The 18566-nt window shown below is 39.6% G+C and carries 20 protein-coding genes and 2 pseudogenes; 14 read left to right on the forward strand and 8 right to left on the reverse strand.

Going from position 1 to position 18566, the window contains the following annotated elements; all coding sequences use genetic code 11:
- From QL998_RS18120 to lolB, 7 genes and pseudogenes are all read right to left on the reverse strand, one after another.
- Window positions 1-127 (reverse strand): annotated as a pseudogene (locus tag QL998_RS18120) (IS5/IS1182 family transposase); the annotation flags it as partial.
- A 191-nt stretch (window positions 128-318) separates the two neighbouring features.
- The gene (gene ychF, locus QL998_RS18125; protein WP_290193214.1) at window positions 319-1410 is read right to left on the reverse strand and encodes a redox-regulated ATPase YchF; all 1092 of its coding nucleotides are present in this window, start codon (window positions 1408-1410) and stop codon (window positions 319-321) included.
- A gap of 52 nt (window positions 1411-1462) precedes the next feature.
- Window positions 1463-2047, reverse strand: coding sequence for an aminoacyl-tRNA hydrolase (gene pth / locus QL998_RS18130; protein WP_182197982.1), 585 nt, complete (start codon window positions 2045-2047; stop codon window positions 1463-1465).
- A gap of 19 nt (window positions 2048-2066) precedes the next feature.
- A complete protein-coding gene (locus QL998_RS18135; RefSeq protein ID WP_002958549.1) occupies window positions 2067-2678 on the reverse strand; it encodes a 50S ribosomal protein L25/general stress protein Ctc in 612 nt (203 codons plus the stop codon).
- 149 nt (window positions 2679-2827) lie between these two features.
- Window positions 2828-3775, reverse strand: a complete 948-nt coding sequence (locus QL998_RS18140) for a ribose-phosphate pyrophosphokinase (protein WP_002958550.1) — start codon at window positions 3773-3775, stop codon at window positions 2828-2830.
- An 88-nt stretch (window positions 3776-3863) separates the two neighbouring features.
- Complete coding sequence (ispE, locus tag QL998_RS18145; RefSeq protein WP_290193215.1) at window positions 3864-4721, reverse strand: 4-(cytidine 5'-diphospho)-2-C-methyl-D-erythritol kinase; 858 nt, start codon at window positions 4719-4721, stop codon at window positions 3864-3866.
- A gap of 2 nt (window positions 4722-4723) precedes the next feature.
- The gene (gene lolB, locus QL998_RS18150) at window positions 4724-5311 is read right to left on the reverse strand and encodes a lipoprotein insertase outer membrane protein LolB (protein ID WP_024598309.1); all 588 of its coding nucleotides are present in this window, start codon (window positions 5309-5311) and stop codon (window positions 4724-4726) included.
- 83 nt (window positions 5312-5394) lie between these two features.
- On the opposite strand from lolB, the gene hemA reads away from it, so the two are divergent.
- From hemA to QL998_RS18220, 14 genes are all read left to right on the forward strand, one after another.
- Window positions 5395-6651, forward strand: a complete 1257-nt coding sequence (gene hemA, locus QL998_RS18155) for a glutamyl-tRNA reductase (RefSeq protein WP_024605248.1) — start codon at window positions 5395-5397, stop codon at window positions 6649-6651.
- Window positions 6652-6658: 7 nt separating this feature from the next.
- Window positions 6659-7744, forward strand: coding sequence for a peptide chain release factor 1 (gene prfA, locus QL998_RS18160; protein ID WP_024597763.1), 1086 nt, complete (start codon window positions 6659-6661; stop codon window positions 7742-7744).
- Between the two features lie 2 nt (window positions 7745-7746).
- Window positions 7747-8586 carry a peptide chain release factor N(5)-glutamine methyltransferase gene (gene prmC / locus QL998_RS18165; protein WP_290193216.1) on the forward strand — a complete coding sequence of 280 codons (840 nt, stop codon included), beginning with the start codon at window positions 7747-7749 and terminating at the stop codon, window positions 8584-8586.
- Window positions 8587-8640: 54 nt separating this feature from the next.
- On the forward strand, window positions 8641-10185 hold the full coding sequence (locus tag QL998_RS18170; protein WP_290193217.1) for a response regulator: 1545 nt from the start codon (window positions 8641-8643) through the stop codon (window positions 10183-10185).
- A gap of 29 nt (window positions 10186-10214) precedes the next feature.
- The gene (locus QL998_RS18175) at window positions 10215-10589 is read left to right on the forward strand and encodes a SirB2 family protein (protein ID WP_024597766.1); all 375 of its coding nucleotides are present in this window, start codon (window positions 10215-10217) and stop codon (window positions 10587-10589) included.
- Window positions 10590-10738: 149 nt separating this feature from the next.
- Window positions 10739-11566, forward strand: a complete 828-nt coding sequence (locus tag QL998_RS18180; protein ID WP_290193218.1) for a tetratricopeptide repeat protein — start codon at window positions 10739-10741, stop codon at window positions 11564-11566.
- 14 nt (window positions 11567-11580) lie between these two features.
- Window positions 11581-12834 (forward strand): DUF819 family protein, encoded by a 1254-nt coding sequence (locus tag QL998_RS18185; RefSeq protein ID WP_290193219.1) that lies wholly within the window; start codon window positions 11581-11583, stop codon window positions 12832-12834.
- A 9-nt stretch (window positions 12835-12843) separates the two neighbouring features.
- Window positions 12844-13698 carry a 3-deoxy-8-phosphooctulonate synthase gene (gene kdsA, locus QL998_RS18190; protein ID WP_024600663.1) on the forward strand — a complete coding sequence of 285 codons (855 nt, stop codon included), beginning with the start codon at window positions 12844-12846 and terminating at the stop codon, window positions 13696-13698.
- A gap of 121 nt (window positions 13699-13819) precedes the next feature.
- Window positions 13820-14722, forward strand: a complete 903-nt coding sequence (locus tag QL998_RS18195; protein ID WP_024600664.1) for a transcriptional regulator GcvA — start codon at window positions 13820-13822, stop codon at window positions 14720-14722.
- Between the two features lie 2 nt (window positions 14723-14724).
- Complete coding sequence (locus QL998_RS18200; protein WP_290193220.1) at window positions 14725-15360, forward strand: alpha/beta family hydrolase; 636 nt, start codon at window positions 14725-14727, stop codon at window positions 15358-15360.
- Window positions 15361-15379: 19 nt separating this feature from the next.
- Complete coding sequence (locus QL998_RS18205; RefSeq protein WP_170072177.1) at window positions 15380-15748, forward strand: DUF423 domain-containing protein; 369 nt, start codon at window positions 15380-15382, stop codon at window positions 15746-15748.
- Between the two features lie 17 nt (window positions 15749-15765).
- On the forward strand, window positions 15766-16851 hold the full coding sequence (rlmM, locus tag QL998_RS18210) for a 23S rRNA (cytidine(2498)-2'-O)-methyltransferase RlmM (RefSeq protein ID WP_024600667.1): 1086 nt from the start codon (window positions 15766-15768) through the stop codon (window positions 16849-16851).
- A gap of 16 nt (window positions 16852-16867) precedes the next feature.
- The gene (locus QL998_RS18215) at window positions 16868-17263 is read left to right on the forward strand and encodes a hypothetical protein (RefSeq protein WP_290193221.1); all 396 of its coding nucleotides are present in this window, start codon (window positions 16868-16870) and stop codon (window positions 17261-17263) included.
- Entirely contained in the window at window positions 17214-18410 is a 1197-nt protein-coding gene (locus QL998_RS18220) for an Ig-like domain-containing protein (protein WP_290193222.1), read from the forward strand. The genes QL998_RS18215 and QL998_RS18220 overlap by 50 nt, the downstream gene beginning before the upstream one ends.
- On the opposite strand, the pseudogene QL998_RS18225 reads toward QL998_RS18220, so the two are convergent.
- A pseudogene (locus QL998_RS18225) lies at window positions 18384-18566 on the reverse strand (ISAs1 family transposase); the annotation flags it as partial. The gene QL998_RS18220 and the pseudogene QL998_RS18225 overlap by 27 nt on opposite strands.

The raw sequence follows: 18566 nt of genomic DNA on the forward strand, positions 1-18566 counted from the left end.
TGCGCATCTTATACAGTATGCCTTCGAGCGTTTTTCTATGGTCGGGCTTATTATAAATTCGACCACTTAAGTACATTACTTTTGATAAGACATTCCATGTCCCGTCTGTTAACATTAATCTTGGCATATAGGTTCGGTGTAAAGTTTTCTGGCGAATTCAATTATACCTTATCTTCATGCTGTTTGTTTTTCATACCACAAAGATCAACACGCCCTAGTTGAGGTTAATTATTATTTTTATAATGCTTAAATACAAAAAAGGCTCGTAAAAACGAGCCTTTAAAAATTATTACCAAGTTAAATTGGTTTAATTTGTACTTATACGTTGAACAAGAAGTTCATTACATCGCCATCTTTAACAATGTACTCTTTACCTTCTTGACGCATCTTACCTGCTTCTTTTGCACCACTCTCACCTTTAAAGGCAACAAAGTCGTCAAAAGCAATAGTTTGCGCACGAATAAAGCCACGCTCGAAGTCGGTATGGATTTTACCCGCTGCTTGTGGTGCTGTTGCACCTACAGGGATTGTCCATGCGCGTACTTCTTTTACGCCAGCTGTGAAATAAGTTTGTAATTGTAGTAATTCATAACCACCACGAATAACAAGGTTAAGACCCGGCTCTTCTAAACCAAGATCAGCCATAAACTCAAGCTTGTCTTCGTCATCTAGTTCTGAAAGCTCAGATTCGATAGCGGCACATACAGGAACAACAATCGCATCTTCAGCTGCGGCAATAGCGCGTACGCGGTCAAGGTATGGGTTATTTTCAAAACCATCTTCAGCAACGTTTGCAATATACATTGTTGGTTTAATCGTTAAGAAGTTAATAGAGCTGATTGCTGCTTTTTCTTCTTTAGTTAGTGCTAGACCACGTAAAGTTAAGCCTTCGTCAAGATGCACTTTTACTTTTTCAAGTACAGCATTTTGCTCTTTAGCGTCTTTATCGCCACCTTTTACTTTTTTTGAATTACGGAAAAGGGCTTTTTCAGCGCTATCCATATCAGCAAGTACTAACTCAGTGTTGATTACGTCAATATCGTCAGCAGGGTCAATAGTGCCTGCTACGTGGATGATGTTTTCATCTTCAAAACAGCGAACTACGTGGCCAATTGCATCGGTTTCACGAATGTTAGCTAAAAACTGGTTACCAAGGCCTTCACCTTTAGATGCGCCTTTTACTAAGCCAGCAATGTCTACAAATTCCATACTGGTGGTAAGAACTCGTTGAGGGTTTACTATTTTAGCAAGTTCGTCTAGACGAGGATCTGGCACAGGTACCACACCTGTATTAGGCTCAATGGTACAAAAAGGAAAGTTAGCGGCTTCAATACCCGCTTTAGTTAGTGCATTGAAAAGCGTTGATTTACCAACGTTAGGCAAGCCAACGATGCCACATTTAAAACCCATAGTAAGATACCTTGTTTAGATTCGTTTAAACGATGTGCTTGAACCCAAGTTATTAGGGTTTAAACGAATGTAGTCTGTTTTGTGCTTTTAACACACCATCTTTTGCAAGTATTTCCATACAACGAACTGCTTCATCAACAGCAGCATCCATCTTTTCTTGGTCTGCTTTGGCCGCTTTTCCAAGCACCCAACCAGTAACCATTTCACGATGTCCTGGATGGCCTACACCAATGCGCAAGCGCATAAAGTCTTTTTGATTTGCCATTTTTGCAATAATGTCTTTTAAACCATTATGACCGCCATGCCCGCCACCTTTTTTTAATTTGGCAACGCCTGGGTCTAAATCCAATTCGTCATGGGCAACTAAAATGTCCTCGACAGGGATTTTGAAAAAATTAGCTAAACTACTGACCGCTTTACCACTTAAATTCATGTAAGTAGTGGGGATCAATAATTTGAATTCTTGGCCTTGAATGATCACTTTGCCTGTAAGGCCGTGATATTTAGGATCGTGTTTTAGAGTGCAGTTATAGCGTGCAGCGATTTGCTCGATGAACCAAGCACCTGCATTGTGGCGTGTGTTTGCGTATTCGGGGCCTGGATTAGCCAGGCCCACAAGCATTTGAATAGAATTCAAGGTTGCGAGACCTTAAATATTATTCTGCTGCTGCAGCGTCGTCTTCAACTGGAGCTGCTTTGTTTGCTTTGATAGTCAGGATAGACTGATCATGGCCTTCGCCTTTAGCTAAATCTACAGAGCTAACGCCTTTAGGGAAAGTTAGGTCAGAGATATGAACTGAATCGCCAACAACAAACTTAGAAACATCTACTTCAATGAATTCTGGAAGTGCTTTTGGAAGACACGTAATTTCAACTTCAGTTAACTGGTGAACAACAGTTGCGCCAGCTTTAGTTACAATCTCTTCACCGATGAAGTGTAGAGGAACTTTAGTTTGAAATTTATGAGTAGCATCTACACGTTGGAAATCAAGGTGAGTAAGCTTAGGCTTGAATGGGTGACGTTGGATATCTTTTAAGATTACTTCAACAGCTTCGCCATCAACGTTAAGCGTAAGGATATGCGTGTAGAAACCTTCGTCTTCTTGAGCTTTGATCATATCTTTATGAGCAAAAGTAAGAGATAAAGCTTCTTTATCAGCTCCGTAAAGGATTGCAGGAACTTTGTCTTCGCGACGTAGGCGGCGGCTCGCACCAGTACCAGTTTCTACGCGAAGTTCAGCGTTATACGTATAAGTTTTGTTAGACATGATGTCTCCAGTTATTTAAATGTGTAGGGCCTTTGCGACCAAGGTCCCTAGCCAAAAGGCGCGCTATCATACCACCACGCCCAGATAAAATAAACATCGCTTACAAAAAAAGCGCCAAAAGGCGCTTTTATATTCAGGAATGTTTAATTTTAGTGTTCAAACATCGCTGAGATAGATTCTTCGTTACTAATACGACGAATAGTCTCTGCTAACATGTCAGCAAGCGTAAGTACCTTAACTTTATCAAGGGCTTTAAGCTCATCAGATAGCGGAATTGAGTCAGTTACAATTACTTCATCAATCATTGAGTCACGTAAGTTTTCGGCTGCTTTACCTGAAAGGATAGGGTGTGTTGCGTATGCAAATACACGCTTAGCGCCATGTTCTTTAAGTGCTTCTGCGGCTTTACACAATGTACCACCGGTATCAATCATATCATCTACGATAATACAATCACGACCTTCAACGTCACCAATAATGTGCATTACTTGAGAAACATTTGCTTGAGGGCGACGTTTATCAATGATTGCTAAATCGGTATCGTTTAGTAGTTTTGCAATTGCACGAGCACGTACAACACCACCAATATCTGGAGATACAACAACGACGTCTTCAAAGTCGCGTTCTTTCATATCTTCAAGTAATACAGGGCTGCCAAATACATTATCTACAGGTACATCAAAGAAGCCTTGGATTTGTTCAGCGTGTAAATCAACCGTAAGAACACGGTCAACACCAACACTTGATAAGAAATCTGCAACAACTTTAGCGGTAATTGGAACACGAGCAGAACGTACACGACGGTCTTGGCGCGCATAACCAAAATAAGGAATGACGGCAGTAATACGACCTGCAGATGCACGACGTAGAGCATCAACCATAACGATAAGTTCCATCAGGTTATCGTTTGTAGGGGCACAGGTTGATTGCAAGATAAAAACGTCCGAGCCACGAACATTTTCATTTATTTGAACACTGATCTCACCGTCGCTAAAACGGCCAACAACAGCATCGCCTAATTCAATATATAAACGTTTTGCAACTTTTTGAGCTAACTCAGGTGTTGCGTTACCAGCGAAGAGCTTCATGTCAGGCACGGTAGGGTTCCTCAGGCACTGAATATTTGGACTAACGGGCAATGATAAATACCACTGCGGGTTAACTTATGATTACTTGTACGTTACTTCATTGATCGAATATGGCGGTTAACTCCGTATGAGCAGGTGAGACATTTGCGCTTGAAGCCACAAAACCCTGCCAAGTATGGGGGAGATTTTCAAGTACATCTTGTGCTTGAACTTGACTAGCAAATTCGACAAAACAACATGAACCTGTTCCGGTCATCTTCGACGGTGCGTATTTTAGCAACCACTGGAGGGTTTTTTCAACCTCGGGGCAAAGCTTTTTAACTAAAGGCTCACAATCGTTGGTTAAAGTATGGTGTTTCCAATCGCCTATTATTTTTGGTGTGTCGCGTTTTAAATCTGGATGTGTAAATATTTTTGCGGTACTTACATGTTGGTTTGGGTGTACAACGCAGTACCATTTTTGTTTAAGTTTTACTTGGTGTAATTTCTCACCAATACCATGCGCTATGGCGCTTTGCCCTTGTATGAACACCGGAACATCAGCCCCTAATTTAAGTCCTAATTGGGCTAGGATTTCTAAATTTAGTTCTAATTTCCATAATTTATTTAGGGCTAATAAAGTACTTGCAGCGTCGGATGAACCACCTCCAACACCTCCGCCCATCGGTAAGCGTTTAATTAAATTTATTTTTACACCCAAAGAGGTTTTACTGTGTGTTTGTAATAATAAAGCCGCTTTATAGATGAGATTATCATTTAGGGGTATGTCTTTAGTATCACCACCGACAGAAATACTGCCATCCGTTGTTAGTTCAAAATAAAGCTCATCACCAAAATTTAAAAAAGTAAATAAGGTTTCGAGTTCATGATAACCATCTTCTCGGCGAGCATTAATATGTAAAAATAAATTGAGTTTTGCCGGAGCAATCAGTGAAAAAGAGGTTTTGTTGTTCATATTTATTTAAATTGCCAATCGTAGAGTTGAATTTTTATTTTTATTTGTTGATGCTTTAACGTTAGTTTGGTTGGTAACCAATAGCCTGCGTTTTGTATATAAGTGCCGTAATCTATTTGCCATTTTTTACCTGTGTTATCAAACCATAACACTTGCTTTGCACGGCCTAGCTCATCAACGACTAAGCTTTGATCGTCAATGGTGCCTTTAAGCCAATTGTCGGCGTTATCAACCGGGAGTGTAAACCCCGTTAAACGCTTTAAAAGCTCTGCAGCATTAGTATCAAAGTACTCATCGCCGTCAAACTCTAATTCAGCACCATTTGCTGTTTGTTTAAGCGACAAAATACGTGTACCAATAAAGGTAGTTAGTATTAAATTATTGGAATTTGTTGTTTGCTGCCAATTTAAGTTTGCAGATTGACGCTCTTGTGGACTAATAAACGCGAGTTTACCCTCGACCTGCCAAGTTTTTTGAGCAGCTAAACGTGGTTTCCAATCATCATAAAGTGTTGTTTTTGTATCAATTTGATGAGCACAGCCACCTAAAAACAAAAAAAACATGAATAAAATCAAATATTGTCGAATCAAATGTTGTTCCTTACTTTCCATATTCCGCTGATTTTTGGTAAAATTACCGCCTTTGAAGTAGGGCTCAGCAATATTTGGCAAATATGACCATAATAGCACTAGGTATAAATCACAAAACCGCATCCGTAGAATTACGTGAAAAAGTGGCTTTTTCGCCTGAGCAAATTTCAGAGGCGTTGCAACAATTAAGCGGCCATGCCGACTTTAATGAAGCGGTTATTGTATCTACCTGCAATCGAACCGAGATCTATTGTAGCCTCGCTCAGCAAAATTCCCAAACACTGTTGACTTGGCTTGCCAGTTTCCATGGTTTGGATGAACATGAACTGAGTAATAATATTTATTGTCACGAAGGTAATGACGCTATTAACCACTTAATGCGCGTAGCGTGTGGGTTGGATTCTTTGGTGTTAGGGGAGCCGCAAATTTTAGGGCAAATAAAACAATCGTTTTTTAGCGCTAAAACCCACGATGCTGTAGGTGTTACTTTTGATAGATTGTTTCAAAAAACATTTTCGGTGGCTAAACAAGTTAGAACCGAAACAAATATTGGCGCAAGTGCTGTATCGGTTGCATTTGCAGCTGTTAATTTAGCAAAACATATTTACGGCAAGCTTGATAAAACAAACGTTTTATTAATTGGTGCGGGTGAAACTATTGAACTGGTGGCCAAGCATTTATATCAAAATGAGCCACAAAACATTACCGTTGCGAACCGAACTATTGAGCGAGCTCGAAGCTTAGCTGACGAAGTGTCGGCGGATGTAATTGCTTTAGCGCAATTGCCAGAGCGTTTACATAAAGCCGATATAGTGATTAGTTCTACCGCCAGTACTTTGCCTATTATTGGTAAAGGGGTGGTTGAGCAAGCGCTTAAGCAGCGCCGTCACAAGCCCATGCTATTTATAGATATTGCGGTTCCGCGCGACATAGAAAGCCAAGTAGGTGAGCTAGATGCTGCCTATTTATATTCCGTTGATGACTTACAAACCATTGTAAGCGAGAATATGGCAGCGCGTGAGCAAGCTGCACAGCAAGCGCAAATAATTATTACTGAACGCACCAAAGAATTTGCAATGTGGATGCGCTCACTCGATTCGGTAGATTTAATCCGCCATTATCGAAATGATGTACAAACAATTAAGTCAGAACTTGTAGAGCGTGCTGTTAGTCAGCTTAATACAGGTAAAGATGCAGAAAAAATTATATTAGAGCTCGCCAATAAATTAACCAATCGCTTAATGCACGCGCCTACCCGTGCAATACAAGACGCAGCGAAAAAAGGTGAAGTGGCGCAGCTAAACCAGTTGAAAAAAATGTTAGGTATTGATCAGGAATAACCGTTAAATGAAAGAGTCTGTTTATAATAAATTAGAAACCTTAGTAGAGCGTTACGAAGAAGTACAAGCGCTGCTAAGCGACCCGTCGGTCATTAGTGATCAAAATCGTTTTCGTGGGCTTTCAAAAGAATATTCTGAGCTTGAAGAGATTGTAAAAACGTTTTTAACTTACAAAGAAACGCAAGATGATTTAGCCAGTGCAGAAGAAATGCTTAAAGATTCTGACCCTGAAATGCGTGAAATGGCGCAAGAAGAATATAAAGAAGCTAAAGCGCAAATTTTGGTAATTGAAGATCAAATTCAAGTATTAATGTTGCCAAAAGATCCACGAGATAATAACAACGTATTTGTTGAAGTACGTGCTGGAACAGGCGGTGATGAAGCGGCTATTTTTGCTGGCGATTTATTTCGTATGTACAGTCGTTATGCAGAAACTAAAAAATGGAAAGTAGAAGTTGTGAGCACCAATGAAGGTGAGCACGGTGGTTACAAAGAGGTTATTGCAAATATTAGTGGCGAAGGCGTTTACGGTCAATTAAAGTTTGAATCAGGTGTACACCGCGTACAACGTGTGCCAGAAACCGAGTCACAAGGGCGAGTTCATACCTCTGCATGTACTGTTGCGGTAATGGCGGAAGTACCAGAAGCCGAAGCGATACAAATTAACACAGCAGATTTAAAAGTTGATACATTTCGTGCATCGGGCGCAGGTGGTCAGCACGTTAATAAAACAGATTCTGCTATTCGACTTACACATATACCTACTGGTGTTGTAGTTGAGTGTCAGGATCAGCGTTCACAGCATAAAAACCGCGCTAAAGCGATGTCGGTACTTGCAGCACGCTTGCAACAAGCTGAAGATGAGAAACGCCATGCGGCAGAAGCATCTGAGCGTCGTGATTTAGTAGGTAGTGGCGACCGTTCTGAGCGTATCCGTACTTATAACTACCCACAAGGTCGTATTACCGATCACCGTATTAACTTAACACTTTATCGTTTAAATGAAGTGGTAGCGGGTGATTTAGGCTGTGTTATTGACCCATTAATGCAAGAACATCAAGCTGACTTATTAGCGGCTATGGGCGACGAGTAGTCGTGAGCCAAACTCTTGAACAAGCTATTGCTGCAGGCGCTAATTTATTAGCACCTAGCGGCGAAAGTGCTAAATTAGATGCACAAGTTTTACTTTTACATATTCTTCAAAAACCTCACAGTTACCTTTTCACTTGGCCAGAGCATGAACTTAACGCTGAGCAACAACAGCAATTTAATACATTTTGCCAAAGGCGTTTAAACGGTGAACCTGTTGCACATATTACGGGGCAGCGTGAGTTTTGGAGTTTATCGCTTGAAGTTAACGCAACAACCTTAATACCTCGACCAGATACCGAAACGCTAGTAGAACAAGCACTTGAAGTGACTGTACCTGCTACAGCTAAAGTACTTGATTTAGGCACCGGTACTGGTGCAATTGCGTTGGCACTGGGTAGTGAAATGCCTAATTGGCAAATTACTGCAGTAGATAGAGTAAGCGATGCTGTTGCACTTGCTACACGTAACCAGCAGCGATTGGCGATTAACAACGTACACGTTAAGCAAAGCAACTGGTTTAGTGAGTTGCACGGTGAAAAATTCAACCTAATTGTCACTAACCCACCTTATATTGAAAGCAGTGATATACATTTAAATCAGGGCGATGTGCGCTTTGAGCCTTTGTCGGCATTAGTGGCTGATGATTGCGGAATGTCTGATATTAAACAAATAATTACACAATCACGTGACTATTTGTTATCTAGTGGCTATCTTTTAATAGAACACGGTTTTGAGCAAGGTGAAGCTGTTCGTCATTTTTTCAAAAAAATGGCATTTGTTAATATTAAAACAGTGAAAGACTTTGGTAATAATGACCGTGTAACGTTTGCACAGTGGCCCTAAAGAATAATAATTGCTTACTAGTGCGTTAAATAATGCCATGAAGGAATTTCGACTATGATGGGTGATTTTTTATTTTCAGATGAGCCAGAAGAACCAATCAATGAGATTGAACTTGGTACCTGGAAAGTCTTAATCGTTGATGACGAACCTGAAGTTCATGCTGTTACAAAACTAGCGTTGAGTGATTTTGAGTTTCAAAATAAACGTTTAGAATTTATCAGTGCTTATTCGGGAGCTGAAGCCAAAGAGCTTATAAAAGAGCATCCGGATGCCGCAATTGTGTTACTTGATGTTGTAATGGAAACCGACGACGCTGGTTTGCAAGTTGCTAAGTTTATTCGTGAAGAAGCTAAAAATAATCATATTCGAATTATTTTAAGGACAGGTCAACCTGGTCAAGCCCCTGAACGACAAGTAATTATTAATTATGATATTAACGATTACAAATCGAAAACGGAGCTAACGGCTCAAAAATTATTTACAGTCATTATGTCAAGTCTTCGCTCGTACCGCGATATTATTTCAATAGAGCAGTCACGCGAAGGGCTTGAGAAGATAATTATAGCGTCTCGTGATATTTTTTCTGCGCATTCAATAGAGCACTTTATTGAAGGCGTTATGCAGCAATTAACATCTTTATTGGGTATTGCTGATCAAGCTATGTATGCAACTACTTTAGTTGCACAAAACCCTGAAGCACAAAATAATAAAAAGCTAATTGTTTGCTCGGGTACCGGTGATTTTGAAAAAAGTGAAGGTAAAGAGCTCGATGAGGTATTACAAGCTGAACAGTTAAGTGCGTGCCATCAGGCGCTTAATGAAAAAAGTATTATTTATAAAGATAATTACTTATTTGCGTATTGTAGCAGTGAGTACAATCATAATTCGATGCTGTTTATATCGGGGATCCCAAAGGATTTGACAGATACTCAGCGTCATTTAATCAAGATTTTTTCTCAAAACGTGCAACTTGCGTTTGAAAATGTACAGCTCCAATCTGAAATAGAAGCAACGCAACAAGAGCTTGTTTATAGGTTAAGTGAAGCGGTAGAGCAACGATCAACCGAGACAGGCAATCATGTTAAGCGTGTAGCGCATATTTGTCATATTTTAGCTCAGGGTTATGGTTTATCTAAGCATGATGCTGATTTAATAAGATTGGCGTCGCCTCTTCATGATGTAGGTAAAGTGGGCATTCCTGATGCGGTATTAAATAAACCAGCAAAGTTAGACGCCCAAGAATGGGAAGTGATGAAAACCCACACTGATAAAGGCTATACTATTTTAAAAGACTCGCCTCATGAAATTGTGAGTACAGGTGCAATTATTGCAAAAGAGCATCATGAAAAATGGGATGGTTCTGGTTACCCAGAAGGTTTAAGCGGTAATGCAATCAATGTATTTGGTCGTATAGTTGCACTTGCTGATGTATACGATGCACTTCGCCATAAACGATGCTATAAAGAGCCTTGGACTTTGCAAAATGTAGTTGATGAAATTAACGCTCAAAAAGGTACTCATTTTGAACCAAAATTAGTTGAAGTATTTAACGAGAAGCTTGATGAGTTAGAAGCGGTTCTTAACCGTTTTCCTGATTAAATTTTTATAAAACAGAAGTACAGGGGCATATGGATTATTTAGCAGTAAAGCATTCACACATGGCAATTGCGATGTTGAGTGTAATTTTATTTTATGTTCGCGCTTTTTCGCGAATGGGTAGTGGCAATATAGCAAAAAATAAAGTGGTAATGATTGGCAGTCACAGTATAGATACTTTGTTATTAGTGTCTGCACTTACGCTTATATTTATGGCTAAAATAAACCCATTTGAACAATATTGGCTATTGGAAAAAATAGTTTTAGTGGTTATATATATTGGTATTGGGGCTAAAAGCGCCAGACAAACTAAAATGACGGCTAAAATTGCTTACATTTTGGTTAATACCGCTGTTATTTTAGCGATAGGTTATTTAGCGACGTCTAAATCAGCTTTTTTGCTTTAAGTAATACCTGACTATTTGAGCTTTATAATTATTTTATAAAGCTCAAATAAGACTCTCTCTCAGAAAGTATTCAAAAACATCTCTATATTGGTATATAGCTTTAAAGTTAGGTAAACTACGCCTTCGTTTTCTAAAATGTTGCAGTATTAATGACTACCCTCGGGTTTGACGAACACGATGAATCTTATCTTGATGATGCTTACGATGAATTTACACCTCCAGCGATTTACCGCTGTATTAAAGCAGAGTCAAAATGGGACCCTCAGATAGATTTAACACCATGTTATGAAACTTTAACTGACTTTGAACAGCAAATTTCAGCGCTGTGTTTAAAAGTGAGTGATGAGCACGATCGCTTCGAAAAATTATTAGATATGTTTTACAGCGATTGGCTATTTAGTGCCTCAGGCTTAAAAGTGCCAGAATACAAATTAAATACATTGAGCTATACGCTTTCTATGCGTAGTGGCTCACCAACAACGCTTGCAATTATACTTTGTCACTTTTTACAACAAGCTAACTTTGATGCAAATCTTAGTCTTACGCTGGGTGATGTTGGTGTTCATGTGGCGATAAGTGATGAAGAGGGCTACATAATTGAGCCAAGCAGCGGGCAACAAAGCTGGTATATCATCCCTGAAAACGCAGATGAAGATGATGGGCAAGAACAAGAGCCTTTAGAGTTAATTTTTGATGACGAAGTATATAAGCTATTTTTAGCTCAGCAAAAATGGTCTTTCATTAGCGAAAACAAATTTGGTCATGCTTTGACCTGTGTAGAGATGCTAATGGAGCTAATAGGCGACGACCCGTATGAGAGACGCGACAGAGGTTACTTATTAAATCAGCTCGGTTGCCCTAAAATGGCACGTGATGATTTACAGTTTTTTATCAATGAGTGTCCGGACGATCCTGCAATAGAGATAATTCAACACCAGATAGAAGAACTAGAAGATAATAATAAAACGCACCATTAAGAATAGGAATAATTATGGTTGAAACTCAAAGCGCATTAATTACAAATGATGCCGTTGTGCTTGGTTTACTTGCTGTTATTTTGGGGTTTATTTTTAAAACCTCAAACAGTGAACGTCCAGCTTTAAAACGATTTTATAAATATGTACCAGCTTTACTACTGTGTTACTTTTTACCTTCGTTATTAAATACATTTGGTATTGTAGATGGTAACAAATCCAATATTTATTATGTGGCTTCACGCTACTTACTGCCTGCTTGTTTAATACTGCTCACCATTAGTATTGATTTAAAAGCGATTATTAATTTAGGTCCTAAAGCGCTCATTATGTTTTTAGTGGGGACATTAGGTATTGTTATCGGTGGGCCATTAGCTATTTTAGTAGTGAGTGCATTTGATCCAAGTATTGTTGGCGGGCATGGACCTGATGCCGTATGGCGCGGTATGACAACCGTTGCGGGTAGCTGGATCGGCGGTGGTGCTAACCAAGCATCAATGAAAGAAATGTTTGAAGTTGGCGGTGATATATTTTCTGTAATGATTACAGTAGATGTAATAGTCGCGAATATTTGGATGGCTGTTTTATTGCTAATGGCAGCAAACCACAAAAAGATTGATGCAGCTACGGGTGCCGACACGAGCGCAATTGAAGATCTGAAAAAACGGGTTGAAGCCTATCACGCAGAACATGCACGCATTCCTACTCTTAACGATTATATGACGCTGCTTGCAATTGCATTTGGTATAACAGGTTTAGCACATTTTTGTGCTGACTTTTTAGGTCCGTACTTTGGCACTACTTATGAATGGGCAAAAGAATATAGCTTAAACAGTAAGTTCTTTTGGCTAATAGTTATATCGACAACGATTGGTATAGGCTTATCGTTTACTAAAGTTAGACAAATAGAAGCGTTTGGCGCTTCAAAGGTAGCCTCTAGTTTTTTATATATTTTAGTCGCATCAATTGGTTTGCACATGAACGTAACCGCTATCTTCAATAACCCTGGGTTATTTTTAGTTGGCGCAATTTGGATGTTAGTGCATGCAAGTATAATGTTACTCGTGGCTAAACTTATTAAAGCTCCGTTATTTTATATGGCTGTAGGCTCTCAGGCTAATGTGGGCGGCGCAGCGTCTGCACCTGTTGTAGCATCAGCGTTTCACCCGTCATTAGCGCCAGTTGGCGTTCTGTTAGCTGTACTTGGCTATGGTGTGGGTACTTATATGGCTTATATTTGTGGATTAATGATGCAAGCAGTTGCACCGTAAGGAATTTAAATGAAAGACCAAATTATTAAAATTAATGAAATTGAGCTAGCAAACAACAAACCGTTTGTATTGTTTGGTGGTATTAACGTATTAGAATCTCGCGATTTAGCTATGCGTGTTGCAGAGCATTACGTAGAAGTAACGACTAAATTAAATATTCCTTATGTATTTAAAGCGTCATTTGATAAGGCTAACCGTTCTTCAATCAATTCGTACCGTGGTCCAGGTATGGAAGAAGGTTTAAAAATATTTGAAGAGATTAAAAACACGTTTAAAATTCCACTTATTACTGATGTACATGAACCGCATCAAGCAGCGCCTGTTGCTGAAGTTGTTGATGTAATTCAGTTACCCGCTTTTTTAGCACGTCAAACAGATTTAGTTGTGGCGATGGCTAAAACAGGTGCAATTATTAACGTGAAAAAACCACAGTTTTTAGCGCCACATGAAATGCGCCATATCATTACTAAATTTAATGAAGCGGGTAATAATAACATCGCACTTTGTGAGCGTGGCTCTAGTTTTGGTTATAACAACCTAGTGGTTGATATGCTGGGTATGGATGACATGAAAGCAATGGCGCCTGTTATTTTTGATGCAACACATGCACTTCAGCGCCCTGGTGGCCGAGCTGATTCTGCTGATGGTCGTCGTGCACAAGCAGCAGAGCTTGCACGCAGCGGTATGGCGCTAGGTATTGCAGGTTTATTTATTGAGGCGCATCCAAACCCTAACGAAGCTAAATGTGATGGCCCATGTGCGCTAGCGCTTAGTAAGTTAGAGGGGTACTTAACGCAAATGAAAGCGGTTGATGATTTAATTAAAAGCTTTGCTCCACTTGATACAAGTGCAAGCGATTTATAATTAAGCATGATGTTTATCAAAGAGCGACTCAGGTCGCTTTTTTTATGCCTTTAATATACACAAACTTATATGATGTATATAATCTCACGCATAAGAAAAACTAATTCTAAGCTTGGTTATTATGTCAAGACGGGTACCTCCACTAAACGCATTAAAGGCCTTTGAAGCGGCTGCGCGTCATTTAAGTTTTACTAAGGCAGCAGAAGAGCTTTATGTAACGCAGGCGGCAGTAAGTCATCAAATAAAAACACTTGAAGAGCATTTAGGTTTAAAGTTGTTTTTACGTAAAAACCGCTCATTATTATTAACTGAAGAAGGCCAAGGCTATTTTTTAGATATAAAAGAGATTTTTACTCAGCTTATTGATGCCACTGAAAAGCTATTAGCCCGTGGTGCTAAGGGCTCATTAACAGTTAGTCTAACACCCAGTTTTGCTATTCAGTGGTTAGTGCCTCGTTTAAGTTTGTTTAATGAGTTGCACCCTGAGATAGATGTGCGAATAAAAGCGCAAGATCAAGATGAAAACTCACTGACTGATGACGTAGATATTGCTATTTACTATGGAAGAGGTCATTGGAATGGCGTACAAGCGTACAAACTTCATACTGAATATTTAGTACCACTTTGTAGCCCTATGTTATTGAGTGGGCCAAAGCCGCTTGACCAACCAAGTGATTTAGCGCATCACACCTTATTGCATGACACCACACGAAAAAACTGGAAAACGTGGATGAAAACTGCAGGTGTGCGTAACATCCAGGTAAATCAAGGGCCTATTTTTAGTCACTCATCAATGGTGTTACAAGCTGCAGTACATGGGCAAGGTGTGGCAATTGGTAATAGTGTATTAGCTAAACCCGACATAGATGCAGGGCGTTTGGTTATTCCGTTTAATCACAGTCTAGAAAGTAAAAATGCATATTACTTAGTGCTTCGCGAATCGCAAACAGAGCTTGGTAAAATAGTTTCGTTTAAAGAGTGGATGCTGAGCTTAGTAGAGCATGAGCAAGAACATGAGTATTAATAATGATTGAATGGTTTAAAAGCACCGCACAACCTGCAATTGCACAGTTTATATTTGCGCATGGTGCAGGTGCCGGTAGCGATTCTGACTTTATGCAACACATGGCAAAATTAATAAGCGAGCAAGGTGTTGATGTTGGTTTATTTGATTTTGAATATATGCAAGTTGCCAAACAAACCAATAAACGTAGGCCTCCTGAGCGAGCGCCAAAACTACTTATTTATTATGAGCAAGTGCTAACGAAGGCGCAGCCAGATTTACCGTTATTTATAGGCGGTAAATCGATGGGCGGACGCATGGCATCAATGCTTGCTTGCAGCACCGAGCAAAAACTTTCGGGTGTTATTGCATTTGGTTATCCATTTCATCCGCCGGGTAAGCCAGAAAAGTTACGCACCGATCATTTTGCTGATATTGTTTGCCCTTTTTTAGTATTACAGGGCGAGCGAGATACATTTGGTACACGTGAAGAACTGCTTACTATGGAAATGCCAAAACAGCCTTTACTCACATGGCTGCCTGATGGCGATCATTCATTAAAACCACGTAAAAAAAGTGGTGTAACTGAACTGCAAAATAGAGGAACAGCAGCACTAAGTGCCGTTGAATTTATTAAGCAACAAGTTGAGATGTGTTAAAACTCGATTAGGGGGTTAAATGATTAAATTATTTTTAATGACCGGCAGTGTTTTTTGTATGCTCTCGGTTATGTTAGGTGCATTTGCTGCCCATGGTTTAAAAAGCCGTTTATCGGAGTATTCATTAGGGGTTTTTAAAACAGCTGCTGAGTATCAAATGGTGCATGGCCTTGCACTTATTGCGGTGGCTATTTTAATTAAATGGGGCATAAATCTGAGTTGGGCTGGTGGCTTTTTCATAACTGGCACACTACTTTTTAGTGGCAGTTTATATTTACTCGCTCTAACAGATATGAAGTGGCTAGGGCCGATAACACCGCTTGGTGGATTGTGCTTTATTATTGGTTGGATTGTTATTTTAGTGCAAGTTGCACGATTTAAGTTTTAAAGAGTTTAAGGGTTAATATGTCTAGTGTTGTGATTTATTGTCGTAGTGGTTTTGAAAACGATGCCGCTGCTGAAATAACGTTTCATGCTGCAGAGCAGGGTTTTGCAGGGTATGTAAAAGCAAAGCCAAATACAGGTTATGTTGTTTACGAATGTTTTGAAGCGCATCACAGCGACGAAATAATCAAAAAAGTCGATTTTAAAAATATGGTGTTCGCACGCCAATGGTTTGCCGGGACATTGCTTGAAAACATGCCAGTAGAAGACCGTGTAAGTGCAGTAGTTGAAGCTGCTAAAGATTTTACATTGTGCTCAGAGCTGCGCGTTGAAACGCCAGATACCAATGAAGGCAAAGAGCTTTTAACGTTCTGTAAAAAAATCTCAACGCCGCTTAAAAAGGCCCTCGAAAAACAAAATACAGTACTGCGTGAGCCAAAAGCAAACCGCCCAGTAATGCATGTCATGTTTTTAACAAACAATACGGCTTATGTGGGTTACTCGTATAGCTTTAATAATTCTCCATTTTTCATGGGTATTTTACGCCTTCGTATGCCAAGCGATGCACCGAGTCGTTCAACGTTAAAACTCGATGAAGCGTTTAATGTATTTATTCCTGAACAGCAACGTGAATCACGTGTGGCAGCAGGTATGCGCAGTGTTGATTTAGGTGCATGCCCGGGTGGTTGGACTTATCAGCTTGTACGCCGTGGTATGTTTGTAAGCGCGATTGATAACGGTCCAATGAATGACGATTTAATGCAAACTGGGCAAGTTAAACATTTTAGAGCCGATGGTTTTAAATATCGTCCAGAAAAAAGAAATATTACTTGGTTAGTGTGCGATATGGTGGAAAAACCAACCAAAGTGACTACGCTAATGATTGACTGGGCAGTAAATGCATACGCAAAAGAGTTTATATTTAACTTAAAACTCCCTATGAAAAAACGCTTTGATAGTGTTTATGAATGTCTTTCGATGATAAGAAAAGAGCTTGAGAAACAAGGTATTAATTACGAGTTACAAGCTAAACATCTATATCATGATCGTGAGGAAATAACCGTTCATTTAAATGTTACTAAGGTGCCACAAAATTTGTATAGTTAATATGTAGAGGCTAAAAGTGGTAAAAAACAATATTAATAAATGGCTAAGTTTACTTTTTTTATCACTTTTAATCACAGGTTGTGGCGGCGGCGGAGAAGGTAGTGATTCAACTACGCCCTCTGGTAACGCTGCGCCCAGTGTTACGCTCTCTGTTAGTAGTAACGTTATTGCTTCTAACCAATCATTTACTATTACTGCGCTTGCAAGTGATAGTGACGGACAAATAGCCAGCTATCAATGGCAACAACTTAGCGGCCCTGAGTTTACGTTCACCTCTAACGGTAACACGCTTACCGCCACTGCACCAAGTGTAACCACTGACACGACCTTTAGTTTTTCAGTTACTGTTACTGATAATTCAGGTGCTACTGCACAACAGGTATTTTCAGGCATTATCACTTCTCAAAAATAATGCTCCTACAGTTAATATTACAGGCCCAAGTAGTGCACTTGCTAACGCACAGGTTAGTTTGGTTGCTAACGCTCAAGATACAGATGGAACAATAAGTAATATTAATTGGATTCAGTCTGCTGGGGACAATGTTGAGTTTACACAAGCAGATGGAGTCCTTAGTTTTACTGCCCCTAATGTATCTGAAAATACAACGTTAGGTTTTAGCGTAACCGTAACTGACAATGCCGGTAAAAGCACTCAAGCGAGTAAAACGGTTTTAATTAATCAAGTAAATAGCGCGCCAACAGTTATTGTTACAGGCCCTGAAGAAGCTGAAAAAGGCGTTAGTGTAACTTTAGTTGCAGATGCACAAGATAGTGACGGGAGTATTAACAGCATAACTTGGCAGCAAATAAGTGGCCCTGTAGTTGAACTTACTCAAGCAGAAACAAGTATTAGCTTTAACGCGCCTACTGTTGCACAAAACACCAATGTTACCTTTGTAGTAACTGTAACTGATGACGATAACGCAACAAATAACGCTCAAAAAACAGTTATGATATTAGCACCAAACAATCCACCAACTGCAGATGATGTAAGTATTAGCGTGCAATATAATCAAGCCACTGAATTTAGTTTAGTTGTTAGCGATGCTGATAACGATAGCGTACAGATTGACTTTGGTGATGATTTAAATGGTGCGCAAATTAGTGTTATTGATGCCCAAGCCTTACGTTTTAGTTACACACCTCCCGCAAATAGTATCACTCCACAAAGCTATACGTTAACGGCGACTGATACCAAAGACACAACCGAATTTGTACTGAGTGTTACCGTTGTTGATTCAACGCCCGCTACGATTAGTAATGTAACACCACAAAATAGTAATGAACCAGTATTTGTAGATAGCCCTGTTAGCATTACATTTTCAGATATTATGCTTGTGAGTACTTTAGCCGTTAATTCTAGTAATGGTACTTGTACTGGAAGCATACAAGTGTCAGCAGATAACTTTACTACTTGCTTGGCTTTAACTATTGAAAGTTTGTCGGGTACTACCAGCGACACAAGTACTTATTTTCATACTGTAAATTTAAGCGCAAGCTTTGATGAAGACACTCAATATATTGTTCCACGGCTAGCGCATTTTAATCCCAGACTCTAGCAGGGTTGAGCGGTAATCATCGTCTAGCCCTGCCATTTTCTTTTTCCTCGCCATACTTGCTGACTTAGATGCATCTTGTTTAAAAAGCGCCATGGCTATCTTTCGCATTACATTAAACATTAATGGCCCTTGAAGTTTGCGTATTCTCGATTCATC

The organism is Pseudoalteromonas sp. APC 3691 (assembly GCF_030408135.1).
In the GTDB taxonomy this organism is placed as follows: domain Bacteria; phylum Pseudomonadota; class Gammaproteobacteria; order Enterobacterales; family Alteromonadaceae; genus Pseudoalteromonas.